9 protein-coding genes are annotated in these 12,833 nt (G+C 74.1%); 4 read left to right on the top strand and 5 right to left on the bottom strand.

Annotated features, from left to right (window positions below):
* Positions 1–6: 6 nt before the first annotated feature.
* Positions 7–1,488: an amidase gene (locus ACZ7MF_RS13820; RefSeq protein WP_471476864.1), complete on the top strand. Its 1,482-nt coding sequence runs from the start codon at positions 7–9 to the stop codon at positions 1,486–1,488.
* Here the strand turns inward: ACZ7MF_RS13820 and ACZ7MF_RS13815 are convergent.
* The 4 genes from ACZ7MF_RS13815 to ACZ7MF_RS13800 all read right to left on the bottom strand — a co-directional run bounded on the left by ACZ7MF_RS13815 (position 1,461) and on the right by ACZ7MF_RS13800 (position 7,535).
* Positions 1,461–3,695 (bottom strand): bifunctional serine/threonine-protein kinase/ABC transporter substrate-binding protein, encoded by a 2,235-nt coding sequence (locus ACZ7MF_RS13815; protein ID WP_471476862.1) that lies wholly within the window; start codon positions 3,693–3,695, stop codon positions 1,461–1,463. The genes ACZ7MF_RS13820 and ACZ7MF_RS13815 overlap by 28 nt on opposite strands.
* Before the next feature lie 3 nt (positions 3,696–3,698).
* Positions 3,699–5,885 (bottom strand): bifunctional serine/threonine-protein kinase/ABC transporter substrate-binding protein, encoded by a 2,187-nt coding sequence (locus ACZ7MF_RS13810; RefSeq protein ID WP_471476861.1) that lies wholly within the window; start codon positions 5,883–5,885, stop codon positions 3,699–3,701.
* On the bottom strand, positions 5,882–6,712 hold the full coding sequence (locus ACZ7MF_RS13805) for a hypothetical protein (RefSeq protein ID WP_471476859.1): 831 nt from the start codon (positions 6,710–6,712) through the stop codon (positions 5,882–5,884). The genes ACZ7MF_RS13810 and ACZ7MF_RS13805 overlap by 4 nt, the downstream gene beginning before the upstream one ends.
* A 130-nt stretch (positions 6,713–6,842) precedes the next feature.
* Positions 6,843–7,535, bottom strand: a complete 693-nt coding sequence (locus ACZ7MF_RS13800; protein WP_471476857.1) for a helix-hairpin-helix domain-containing protein — start codon at positions 7,533–7,535, stop codon at positions 6,843–6,845.
* 327 nt (positions 7,536–7,862) lie between these two features.
* On the opposite strand from ACZ7MF_RS13800, the gene ACZ7MF_RS13795 reads away from it, so the two are divergent.
* Positions 7,863–9,077, top strand: a complete 1,215-nt coding sequence (locus ACZ7MF_RS13795) for an alanine--tRNA ligase-related protein (RefSeq protein ID WP_471476855.1) — start codon at positions 7,863–7,865, stop codon at positions 9,075–9,077.
* Between the two features lie 7 nt (positions 9,078–9,084).
* Here the strand turns inward: ACZ7MF_RS13795 and ACZ7MF_RS13790 are convergent, their stop codons facing one another.
* A complete protein-coding gene (locus ACZ7MF_RS13790; RefSeq protein WP_471476853.1) occupies positions 9,085–10,023 on the bottom strand; it encodes a MurR/RpiR family transcriptional regulator in 939 nt (312 codons plus the stop codon).
* 207 nt (positions 10,024–10,230) lie between these two features.
* Between ACZ7MF_RS13790 and ACZ7MF_RS13785 the strand changes: the two genes are divergently transcribed.
* Both ACZ7MF_RS13785 and ACZ7MF_RS13780 read left to right on the top strand, forming a co-directional pair.
* A complete protein-coding gene (locus tag ACZ7MF_RS13785) occupies positions 10,231–11,220 on the top strand; it encodes an N-acetylglucosamine kinase (RefSeq protein ID WP_471476851.1) in 990 nt (329 codons plus the stop codon).
* 8 nt (positions 11,221–11,228) lie between these two features.
* Positions 11,229–12,800 (top strand): sodium:solute symporter, encoded by a 1,572-nt coding sequence (locus ACZ7MF_RS13780; protein WP_471476849.1) that lies wholly within the window; start codon positions 11,229–11,231, stop codon positions 12,798–12,800.
* Positions 12,801–12,833: the final 33 nt, after the last annotated feature.

Raw genomic sequence — 12,833 nt, 5'->3', positions numbered from 1 at the left:
GTGACAGTGAGAGTGTCCGAGTACGTGCGCCACGACGCGGTGGGGCTCGCGGAGCTGGTGGCCAAGGGCGAGGTGACCCCGGCCGAGGTGGAGGCCGCCGCACGCGAGGCCGTGGGGAGGGTCAATCCGCGGATCAACGCGGTCGTGGAGACCTGGCCGGCCGACGACCGGCCCGCCCCGGGCAGCACGCCGCTGGCCGGCGCGCCCTTCCTGATCAAGGACTTCGGAGTCGCCATGGCGGGCCGTCGGACGGAGTTGGGCAGCCGTCTCGCGGCCGGGCACGTCGCCCGCTCCGACTCCTTCCTGATGCGCCGCTTCCGCCGCGCGGGCCTCGTGACCCTCGGGCGTACCACGACACCGGAACTGGCCTACAGCATCACCACGGAGCCGGTGCTGTACGGCCCGACCCGCAATCCGTGGGACCCCCGGCGCGGCGCCGGCGGATCCAGCGGCGGCGCGGCAGCGGCCGTCGCGGCCGGAGCGGTCCCCCTCGCCCACGCGACCGATGCCGCCGGCTCGCTGCGCATCCCCGCCGCGTACAACGGCCTCTTCGGGCTGAAGCCCACCCGCGGCCGGGTCTCCATGGGCCCCGCCCTCGACGAGGGATTCAACGGCCTGGCCGTCCAGGGCAGCGTCAGCCGCACCGTACGGGACAGCGCGGCCCTGCTCGACCTGATACGCGGCCCGGAGCCGGGCGACCCCTACTTCGCCGAGCAGCCGTCCCGCCCCTACACGGAGGACGTCACCCACCCGCCGGGCACGCTGCGGATCGGGGTCCTCGCCCGGGCCTGGGGCGGGCGCCCCACCGCCGCCCCGGTGGCCGAGGCGCTGGAGCGCACCGTGCGTCTCCTCGAATCCCTCGGACACCGCACCGAGGAGGTCTCGGTCGGCCTCGGCGTCGACTGGGAGGAGTTCGTACTGGCCAACGCCCGGCTGTCGACGGCGAATCTCGCGGCCTCGGTCGACGACCTGTCGGCGGCCCTCGGCCGGCCCGTCGACTCCTCGTCCCTCGAACCGGCCACGCTGGCCGCGCACCGCTACGGGCAACGGGTCAGCGGCCCCCAGTTCGTCACCGCCCTCGCGATCCGCAACCGCGTCGCCCGCGGCCTGGCACGGTACTTCGGCGCCTACGACCTGCTGCTCACCCCCACCCTGCCGGAGCTGCCCCCGCCGCTGGGCGCCTACGGCGAGGGCACGGAGGCACTCGACGGCCTCGGCTGGATCGAACGGCTCAACGACCGCTCCCCGTTCACCATGGCGTTCAACGTGGCGGGCACCCCGGCCATGTCCGTGCCGGTGACGGCCGACACCGGGACGGGACTCCCGATCGGCATGCAGTTCGCCGCCGGTTACGGACGCGAAGGGCTCCTCTTCCGCCTCGCCGGCCAGCTCGAACAGGCGCAGCCGTGGTCGGACCGCATCCCGGCCGTGTGGGCCGGAAACCCTCCCGTTCCGCCAGGTCAGGCGGGCTCCGTCACGTCCCGGTAGTTGCCCAGGAAGCGCGGTGCGCCGTGCTCGACTCGGTAGAGGTAGAGACCTGCCGCGCGTTCGAACTCCCCGGTGTCCGGGGCGAAGGCGATCGCCTTGGCGAGGCCCTCGTACCGGGCCCGGCGCAGTCGCGCGGCGGTCGAGCCGCGTTCCGGACCACCGTCGGCGGGGCGGCGCAGCACGGAGCCGACGAGCAGCAGGGCGTCGTAGGCCTCCAGGGCGAAGGGGGCGGCGGGTCCGGGCGCGGGCGCGGCGGGGAACCGTTCGGCGTAGGCGGCGGTGAAGCGACGCGCCCCGGGCAGCCGGGCCGCGTCGGCGTACGCGGTCACGCACAGCCAGCCCTCCGCGGCGTCCCCCGCTTCCTCGGGGAAGGGGAAGGCGGGTGTCTCCCCGTTCTCGGGCGGTTCGGGATACAGGACGGGTTCCGGTGCCATGCGGGGGCCCTCGAAGCCGGTCTCCTTCAGGGCCCTCGCGCACCGGGCCGCGCGGGACGGCGAGGTCCCGGCGTAGATCACCGCCTGTGCGCCCGACTCCTGTGCCGACCGGGCCGCGTGCCCCGGTCCGTCCGGTCCCGACGGGACCCGGTGGACGCTGACCCGGCCGCCGCCCGGCGGAGTCTGCTGGATCCTTTCGACCAGGCCCCAGTCCTCGTCGCCGGTGGCGGCGCGGTCGTCGACGACGGCGGTGTGTGCCGTCCGTTCCACGGTGCCGAGGTAGCGCAGGAAGCCGTCGGCCGCGTCCACCTTGTCCGCCCGGAGCTGGAAGAGCGCCTGCCGTGAGGCGAGGGACAGGAGCAGCGGGCGCGCGGAGACGGTCACCATGGGCAGCAGTGCCCGCTCGTACCGTTCCGAGACGGCCGCGAAGCCCGTCCCGGTGGTCGGGCCGAGCACGGCGACGATCCCGGTGTCGGCCACGAACCGGTAGGCCACCTCGGCCGCGCGGTCGGCGTCGCCCCGGTCGTCGAGGACGGTCAGGCCCAGGTCGAACGGGCGGTCCTCGGTGGCGTTGAAGTGTGCCACCGCGAGTCGCGCGCCCCGCTCCTGTGCCTGACCCAGCGCCCTCGACGGGCCGGACAGGTCGGCGTGCAGCCCGACGGTGTACCGGGGCAGTGGTGTGGCACCGCCGTCGTCCGCCGCGCCGGGCCACACCAATCGCCGGGCGGCGAATCCGGCCCCGGTCAGCGCCGTGGCGAGCCCGGCTCCGAGACCGGCTTGGAGCATCCGGCGGCGGGTCGTCCCCCGGCTCACGACCGGGGTGTCCGGTGCCGGGGTCGCGGGCGCGGGCGGCTCCGGGTCCGGGAGCGCGAGGACCGCCGCGGTGCGTTCGGCGATGACTCCGGGCAGCGGCGCGGGCAGCCAGCCGTCGTACGCCCCTGCCGGGAGCCCGTCGGCCAGTTGCTCCCGTACGGCGTCGGTGCCGGGCCGGTGGCGCGGGTCCTTGGCCAGGCATGCGCGCAGCAGCGGACGCAGGTGCGGCGGCGAGCCGGTGAGATCCGGTTCCTCGTGGACGGTGCGGAACAGCGTGCCGGCCACGGTGCCCGCGTCGAAGGGGCCCCGCCCGGTCGCCGCGTAGGCGAGGACGCAGCCGAGGGAGAACACGTCGCTGGGCGGCCCGGCGGCGTCGGACCGTGCCTGGGCCTGCTCCGGCGAGAGGAACCCCGGGGACCCGATGACCAGGCCACTGGCGGTGAGGGCGGTGACGCCGTCGGCGCGGGCGATGCCGAAGTCGATCAGCCGTGGGCCGTCGAGGGCGAGCAGGATGTTGCCGGGTTTCACGTCGCGGTGGACGAGCCCCGCCCTGTGCACGTCGGCCAGGGCCTCGCCGAGCCGTACGCCGAGAACGCGCACCGTGTGTCCGGGCAGCGCGCCGTGCCGGCCGACGGCGTCGGCGAGGCTCGGCCCCGGTACGAACTCCGTGGCCAGCCAGGGCACCGCGGCCTCCGGATCGGCGCCGGCGTGCGGCACGAGCCAGCGACCGGACAGCCGTGCGGCGGCCCGGGTCTCGCGTCGGAACCGCGCCCGGAAGGCCGGGTCGGCAGCGTGTTCCGCGCGCACCAGCTTCACCGCCGCCAGGCCGCCGCCGGGCGAACGGGCCAGGTAGACCACGCCCATGCCGCCCGCCCCGAGCCTCCCGAGCAGCACCCGGCCACCGATCTCGACGGGGTCGCCCGGGCGCAGCGGCCGCACCGCGGACGCGCCTTCGCCCACCGGCTAGTCCCCTCCCGGCACGGCACCGAGGAAGCGGAACTCGCCGTTCTCCACGCGGTGCAGGTAGCAGACCTCGCCCTCGAACCGGCCGTTCTCCCGGTTGAACACGTACGTCTTGGTCAGGCCGCGGTACCGGGCGGCACGCAGCAGCGTCGTGAGCCGGGCGCGCTCCGGGGGCCGGCCGTCGCGTACGCCGCGCACCAGTTGGTCGATGGCGAGGTTCGCGGCGTCGTACGCCTCCACCGCGTACCGGCCGGGCGGGGCGTCGAAGCGGCGCCGGAACGCGCGGGTGAACGACGCGGTGGCGGGCAGCCGTTGCGGATCCACGAAGGACGTGCCGAGCAGCCAGCCCTCGGCGGCCGCACCGGCCTCGTCGAGGAAGACGGGCTCGGCCACGTCCTCCGGCCCGACTCGCGGCCCGTCGAACCCCGCGTCGGCGAGTCCGCGTGCGATGCCCGCCGCGCCCTCGGCCGGCCCCGCGTAGACGAAGGAGTCGACCTTCGCCTCCAGGATGTCCGTGATCTGCGGGCCGAGGTCGTCCAGGCCGGAGGGGACCACCCGCGGGTAGAACCGGGTCCGCGCCTTGCGCATCCCGTCGGCGACGCCCTGGGTGATCTGCCAGGCGACGGGATCCGCCGTGCGGTCCTGCATCAGCCCCGGGTAGGAGACCTTCTCCTGCCGGGTCAGATGTACGGCGAGCCCGAACCCGAGCGCGTACACCAGCGGCCGGCAGTGCAGCGGCACCCGGTGGCGGCCGCCGACCAGCCGGAAGGCGCCGGGTTTGACGAGGAGCATCGGCAGCAGCGCCTCCTCGTACGTGGCGACGGCGCCGTCGACGCACGCGTCGGTGGTCGGTCCGACCACGGCGAGCACGCGGCGGTCGCGCACCAGGCTCTGCGCGGCGCCTTGGGCACGCCGGAGCGAGCCGCCGTCGTCGGCGGTCCGCAGGCGCAGTGCGAAGGGTTTGCCGGCGCGGGCGTTGTACTGCTCCACGGCGAGCCGCACGCCCTGCTCGTGGGCCCGCCCCGCCGCCTTGCCGGGTCCGCTGAGGTCGGCGTGCACGCCTACCGCCCACACCTCCTCCCCGGCCGGTGCGCCGCCGTCGTCGCGGGTCGCGGCCCACAGCGCGGCACCGCCCCCGGCCACCGCGAGCACCGCGCCGCCGGAGCCGAGCGCGAGGACCGCGCGTCGGCTCGGGCCGGTGTGCGGCGGAGCCGGGGCGCCGTCCGGCCGGTCGACGACGGTGCGGTCGATGTCGGGCAGCGCCAGCATGCGGGCCGAGCGGTCGGCGATGTCCCGTACGACGTGCGGGGGCAGCCAGGCACCGCCGGACGGCGGGTCCCCCGCCAGCCGGGCCTCGATCTCCCCCGCTTCGGGGCGGGCCGCGGGGTCCTTGGCCAGGCACTGCCGCAGGAGCGCGCGCAGTTCGCCGGCCGCGGCGGCATCGGCGGGGCGGGGCACGTCGCCGCCGTCGTCGGCGATGCCCGCCAGGTCGGGCTCGTCGTGCACGGTCCGGTACAGCACGGCCTGCGCGGTGCCCTCGCCGAACGGGAGCCGTCCGGTGGCCGCGTAGGCGAGCAGACAGCCGAGGGAGAACACGTCGCTCGGCGGGCCGAGCGCGCCCGGGTGGGCCTCGGCCTGTTCCGGGGAGAGGAAGCCGGGGGTCCCGGCGACCAGGCCGGTGGCGGTGAGCGCGGTGTGGCCGGTGGACCGGGCGATGCCGAAGTCGATGAGCCGGGGCCCGTCGACGGCGAGGAGCACGTTGCCGGGCTTGACGTCGCGGTGGACGATCCCCGCCGCGTGCACGGCGCGCAGCGCGGCGGCGAGCATCCGGCCCAGCGCGCGCACGCTGTACGTGGGCAGCGGACCCGAGCGGTGGACCGCCTCGCCCAGCGAGGGGCCGGGGACGAACGCCGTCGCCAGCCACGGTGTGGGTTCGTCGGGTCCCGCGCCGGTCACCGGCACCGCCCAGGGGCTGACCACCCGGCGGGCGGCCTCCACCTCGCGCCGGAACCGGACCCGGAAGTCGGGTTCGTCGGCGAGTTCCGGCAGGACGACCTTGATGGCGGCGAGCGCTCCGGTGGCGGACCGTGCGAGGTAGACGACTCCCATGCCGCCCGCCCCGAGCCGGGCCAGCAGGCGGTGGCCGCCGATCGTCGCCGGGTCGCCCGGCAGCAGCGGTTGGCTCACTTGCGCACCCCTGTTTCCATCTCGACCCTGGCCGACATGTACCCGATGACCTTCGACCCGGCGGCCTGCAGCTCCCGCTCCTCGTGGCCGGTGCCGCCCTTCACCGAGACGGCGAAGGTGACGAGCCCCATCCGGGCCACGTCCCAGATGTAGGGGTGCGGACTGCCGGGCAGGTCGCTGTGGATCCGGCCGGTCTCCTGGAGGTAGTCGCCGTCCCCGCTCGGGTCCGGGGACAGATCGCCACCGGAGCGCAGTCCGGTGATCCTCTCGGTGGCGTTCAGCCGCTGGTCGGGGCAGCGCAGCGGTTCCTCCAGAGTGCGGGCCATCTCCCAGCGGGCGCTCTCCTCGGTGCGGTGGACCGTGACGACGGCGGTGACCCGCAGCGGCCCGGCGTCGCCCTTCGCGGGCAGCTCGCTGCGCCGGACGACGGCGACGAACTGGGACGCGGGCAGTGGCCGTTGCTCCCACACGCAGTCCTCGTCCAGTTCGGAGGAGCGCCGGGGGCCGCTCCTGTAGTCGCTGCCCTTCACGTACCCGGCTCCCCAGTCGGCCGGCTTCGCGACGACCTTGCGGGCGATCCGCAAGGCCTGTGCGCGGTTCTCCGGCTGCCGGTCCGGGTCCGGGACGAAGTCCAGGAACGTGTCGTCGGTCCGGCCGGGGTCCGGGCCGCCGGACGCGAGCTGGTTCCCGGACGTCTCGGGGCTCGCGGACGGCCCGCCGGTGCCGTCGGCATCGTCCCCGCCCCAGCAGCCCGTCGCGAGGACGGCCAGGGCGAGCGCGCCGCCGCCCAGCCGTACCCGCACCGGTGTCCTTCTCCCCCAGGCCATGCGTCCCCCGTGTCCCGCGTTCCCGGCAGCGAATGCCGTCGTACCGTCCCATCGTGCCTGCCGTCCGCCACGCCGCCGACGGCGGGACGGGGAGCCGTGACGAAACCGATGCAGGGTGAGCGCCGGGGCGTTACGAGGGCGGCAGGAAGACCAACCGGTCCGCGACGGCGTCCAGATGCCGCGGTGGCAGGTCCATGGTGACGGACAGGTCCTCGACGGAGGCGAAGCCACCGACCGCCGTCCGCATGCGCACGGCCGCCGCGGCCCGTTCGTCGGACAGGGTCAGGTGGCGGGCCAGGTCGCCGGCGGGCACGTTGTTGACGTCGACCAGACCGCCGTCCGGAAACGCCCGGTCGGCCAGGTCGACGCGGCCGATGCGCAGTTCCAGCGCCTGACGCGGGTCGGTGGCGGCGATCCCCCGCGCGGTCTCCCGCGCCGCCCCCTCGTCGCGGTGCGCGGCGAGCAGGGCACGTTGCCGGTTCTGCAACGGGCGCATCAGCTCGGTGTCGGGGCCCTTCCACACCCGGGACCGGATCGCGAAGGCGTGCCCGGTCCCGACGAGGATGTTGAAGAACATGGCGGCGTCGAACACGACCTCGTACGTGGCGGACACGTCCGGGTCGAAGGTGACGAACAGCGCGGCCGCCACGCCGTAGGGCACGGTGGCCAGTGCCTGCGCCGGGCTCTTGGTGCGCACCGTCGCGTGGATCATCAGGGGCAGCGTCCCGAGTCCGAGCGTCAGGACGGGGATCAGCGCCCACAGCGAGGTGAGCAGGGTCCGGGCGAGATGCTCTCGTTTGCTGAAGGGATGGAAGTCGGCCATGCTGCTCCCCCGTATCCGTCGGCCCGCGCTGTCCCTACCAAGGTAGGGACTCCCGGACGGGGCGGCGCGGTTGCGGAATATCCGGGTGCTCGCACGCGCCCGGGGCGTTATCTTCGAGGCATGAACGTCATCGGCAGGATCATCTTCGCGACCGCGCGAGCGACCAGCTCGCCGGTTGCCGCCGCCTGACCTTCCCCCTTTCCCACCGGCGACCGGAAACGGTTCGTCGGTGGTTCACGTGGCGCACCGCCACCTTCGCCCAGGTGCGAGGACCGCACGGTTCCGTTCTCCGGTGCCTCTCCCGCCTCGAAGCGAAGGAGTCACCCCATGGACACCGAGCGCGTCCTGAGCACGTTCGTCGAGTACTACGAGGATCAGGGCCATCGCCGGATCACCGGCTCGACGCTGCTGCCCGAGCCGGGCGATCCGGTGCTGTTCACCAGCGCCGGCATGCATCCGCTCACCCCGTACCTGGAGGGCCGCCCCCACCCGCTGGGCCGGCGGCTGGTCAACGTACAGCGCTGTCTGCGCACCACTGACCTGGACGAGGTCGGGGACAGCACCCATCTGACGGTCTTCGAGATGCTCGGCACCTGGTCGCTGGGCGACTACGAGGGCTCGCGGAGCCTCGACTGGGCCCACCGGCTGCTCACCGAGGGACTCGGGGTCGACCCGGGCCTGCTGCACGCCACCGTGTACGGGGGCGGTGAGCAGGTCGGGCCGGACACCGAGTCGCTGCGGCTGTGGCAGGAGCGCGGGGTTCCCGTGGAGCAGACGGTGGACGACAACTGGTGGTCCAACGGGCCGGTGGGCCCGTGCGGACCCGACTCGGAGATCTTCCTGTGGAGCGGTGACGCCCCGCCCCGGTCCACGCCCACCGGCGACGACCGCTGGGTGGAGGTGTGGAACCACGTGATGATGCGTCACCGCCGGCTGGACGACGGCCGCCTCGTGCCGCTCGGGCAGCGCAACGTCGACACCGGCCTGGGCCTGGAGCGCCTCGCCATGCTCCTGCAGGGCAAGTCGTCGGTGTTCGAGTGCGACGTCTTCGAGCCGTGGCGACGGCTGCTGCCCGTCCTGTGGTCGCTGGACGAACCGTCGTTCCGGGTGGTCTGCGACCACCTCCGGTCGGCCGTCGTGCTCGTCGGCGACGGTGTCCGCCCGTCCAACACCGGCCGGGGCTACGTGCTGCGGCGCCTGGTGCGGCGGCTGCTCACCGTGCTGTGGCGGGACGATCCCTCGCGCGTGCTCGGTGACCTGCCGGACGAGTTGATCACGCACACCCTGGACCACTTCCGGCAGGACGGCGACCCGGGCCTCCCCGGCCTCGTGCGGCGCCTGCTGGTGGAGGAGGAGCGCCGGTTCCGGCGCCTCCTGGAACGCGGCAGGAACGTGCTCGCCCGGCCCCGCTTCCGGGGCCCGCTGGGAGAGGAGGACTTCCACTACCTCCATGACACCCACGGTCTGCCGCGCGAGCTGGTGACGAGCCTGCGCGAGGGCGAGTACCCGAAGACGGGAGGCGTGGGGGCCGTGCGGTCGTGACGCGCCGTCACCCGGTGCGGCGCGTGGGGCGCCGGCGGCGCTGGACGGCTCCGTAGGTCTCTTCGAGGGCGGTGGTCGCCGCGTCGTAGGAGCGCTGCGCGACGCCGACGAAGAGGCAGTCGATGACGGCCAGTTGGGCGATGCGGCTGACGGTGGCGCCGGAGCGGAACGGTGTTTCCCGCGCGCAGGTCGTCAGCACCAGGTCGGCAGCGGTCGCCAGTGTGGAGCCCGGGTCGTTGGTCAGGGCGATGGTGGTGGCTCCGCGTTCGGCCGCGGCCTGGAGGGGCTCGGTGGTGTCCTCGGTCTCCCCGGAGTGGGAGACGGCCAGGGCCACGTCGCCGGGCCCCAGCAGGGCCGTCGCGGTGAGCGCCGCGTGCCGGTCGCTCCAGATGAAGGCCATCCGGCCTATGCGGTGCAGCTTCTGGTGCAGGTCCTGGCCGACGAACGCGCTGGCCCCCACGCCGAAGATGTCCACCCTGCGGGCCTTGGCCACCGCGTCCACCGCCCGGCCCAGCGCGTCGACGTCGAGGGCGGCGCCCGACTCCTCCAGGGCCCGCACCTCGTTGTAGATGATCTTGCTGACTATCCGGTCCAGGGAGTCCGTCGGACTGATGTCGGTGCCGCCGTGCGCCGCCCGCTCGCCGCCCAGGGCGTGCTCCCGGGCGGCGGCGGCCGCCAGCGCCAGGCGCAACTGGGGGTAGTTGCCCGTGCCGATGGTGCGGCAGAACCGCATCACGGTGGCCGCCGAGGTGCTCGCCCGCTCCGCCAGCGCGTGGATGGACAGTTCCGCGACCTGTCCCGGGTCGGCGAGGACCGCGTCGGCCACCCGCCGTTCCGAGGGGGCCAGGGAGGGCCGGGCGGCGCGGACGCGCGTGAGGATGTCGGCGAGCGGGGCTGCGTCCTGGGCGGACGGCTCCGGCACGCGGGACGAGGACTGGCGGACCATGGCCCCTCCTGGATGTGGTGAGCACAGGGTAATGGGGTGACCCGAGGGGGTCAAAAAGTTACGCACTGAACAACATGACGTTACTTATTGACATCCGGAGGGCGGCGTTCCCATACTCGGACGGCGATCCGCACCGGTCACCGACGACCTGGTGGCTCTCGACGTGCCGGGTCACTCGGGCAAAGGGCAAGCCGTATGACTTCAGTAGTGGCGGTAGATCTCGGGAAGACCGGTTGCCGCGCCATGCTGTGGAACAGCGCCGACTCGTCACGGGCCGTCAGCTCCGTGGCCGGTGCCCCCGGTCTGGCGGCGCCCGACGGGGTGACCGCTGCGCGTGCCGCCGTGCGCGCGGCCGTCGAGCCGCTCCTTCGAGAACGGGGCGGTGCCCGGCCGGAGTCCGTCCTCGTGGGCGCCGCCGGAGCGGCTTCGGCCCCCGCGGCCGCCCGGTCCCTGGTGGGTGCCCTTCTGGAGGACCTGCCCGTCCAGGAGGCGGCTGTCACCAGCGACGCCGTCACCGCCCACGCCGGCGCGCTCGGCGGCCGGGCGGGGGTGGTGCTGGCGATCGGCACCGGTGCGGTCGCGGTCGGCATCGGCGCCGACGGGACGTACGCACGCGTCGACGGGTGGGGGCCGCTGCTCGGCGACGACGGCAGCGGCGCCCGGATCGGCACGGCCGGACTGCGAGCGGCCCTGCGCGCCCACGACGGGCGGGGTCCGGACACCCTGCTGCTGAACGCCGCCGTCGACCTCTTCGGTGACCTCGAACGGCTGCCGGCGACCGTCGGACGGGACGGCAATCCGGCCCGTACGGCCGCCACGTTCGCCCCCGAGGTGGCCCGCGCCGCCGAGGCGGGGGACGCCGTGGCCGCGGCGATCGTCCGGGACGCCGCAGCCGACCTGGCCGAGACCGCGCTCGCGGCGGCCCGCCGGATCACCGCGGGCGACGAGCCGCTGCCGACGGCCGTCACCGGTGGGCTGACCGGCCTCGGCCCGGCCCTGATGGCGCCGCTGACCGCCGCCCTCACCGGTTCCGGACTCCCCGTGCGGCTCACGTCCTCGCTCGGCGACCCCCTGGACGGGGCCCGCCTGCTGGCGCTGGACCGCGCGACCCCTCACACCTCCCTCGTCGTCCGCGTCCGCCGGACGGCCGCCAACCCCCCTCTCCCCACGCCGGCGACCCCACCGGCCAGTGTCTAGGAGCAAGCGTGCGCCAGCTCGACCTCGTGGTGATCGTGGTCTATCTGATCGGGATCGCCTGGATCGGCCTGCGGAAGGCAGGCCGGCAGAAGTCGGCGAAGGACTACTTCGTCGGTGAAGGCCACATGCCGTGGTGGACGGTCTCCTTCTCCGTCGTCGCCACGGAGACCAGTGTGCTGACGGTGATCAGCGTCCCCGGCGGCGCCTACAGCGGCCAGGGCTTCGGCAACGTCGAACTCGCCCTGGGCTACGTCGTCGGACGCGTCGTCGTGGCCACGGTGCTCATCCCCCTGTACAAGCGCGGCGGCTTCGTCAGCGCCTACCAGTACCTGGGCGACCGGTTCGGGCTGAAGCTCCAGGGGCTCGCCTCGGTGACCTTCGTGTTCACCCGGCTCCTGGCCGAGGGCGTGCGGCTGTTCGCCTCCGCCATCCCGATCAAGCTGCTGCTCGACGAGTTCGGTGTGCACGCGAGCTACCGCGTGATCATCATCGTGATCACGCTCATCACCGTGGTCTACACGTACCTGGGCGGCATCAAGGCGGTCATCTGGACCGACGCCATCCAGATGGTCCTCTACCTCGGCGGCGCGGTCCTCGCCGTGGCCGTGCTCTCCGCCCACGTCGGCGGTGACGGCTACGCACGTGCCCTGGACGCCGGGAAGTTCGCGCTCTTCGACACCGACTTCGACCTCGCCCACATCCTCACCAGTCCGTTCGCCCTGCCCACGGCCATCATCGGCGGCGCCATCTTCGCCATGGCCTCGCACGGCTCCGACCAGCTGATCGTCCAGCGGGTGCTGGCGACGCGGACGCTGCGCGAGGGCCAGAAGGCCATGATCGCCTCGGGTGTCTTCGTGACCGTCCAGTTCGCCGCGTTCTCGCTCGTCGGCGCGCTGCTGTGGTCGTACAACGAGGGCAAGTCCTTCGCGGAGCTGGGGCTGTCCAGCTCGGACACCCTCTACCCCGAGTTCATCCTGCACGGGCTGCCCGTGGTGGTCTCGGGCCTGCTCGTGGCCGGCATCCTGGGCGCCGCGATGGGATCGCTGTCCTCGGCGCTGAACTCCATGTCGAACTCGACGGTCGCCGACATCATCCACAGCTTCTTCCGCACCACACCGTCCGAGGAGGCGCTGCTCAGGCTCGCCCGCTGGATGACGCTGGTGTGGGCGACGCTCATGGCCGTCTTCGCCTGCGCGTTCAGCGCGAGCACGGGCAACGTGTACCTGACCGGTCTGACCATCGCCGGCTACACCTACGGCGCGCTGCTCGGCGCCTTCCTGCTGGGGCGGCTCGTCAAACGCGCCAACGAGGTCGACTCCGTCGTGGCCTTCCTGGTCACCATCGGGGTGATGACGTACATCGTGCGCGGGGTGAAGATCGACGTCACCACCGGCGGGACCACGGTGTCCCAGGCGATCGCGGCCCAGTGGCTGGTGCCGATCGGCGTACTGATCACCCTGCTGGTCGGCGGTGTGCTGAGCCTGTTCCACCGGGCGCCGGAGCCCTCGGCGGGCCCGGCTCTCGACGAGGAGCCCGGCGCCGGACCCGACCGGCTGACCACGACGGCCGGCCGGAACTGACCCCGTCCGGACCGCTCAACCCTCGCAGGAGTA

It is taken from the genome of Streptomyces sp. NPDC111628, from assembly GCF_055635195.1.
This window is presented reverse-complemented; position numbering and strand designations above follow the sequence as displayed.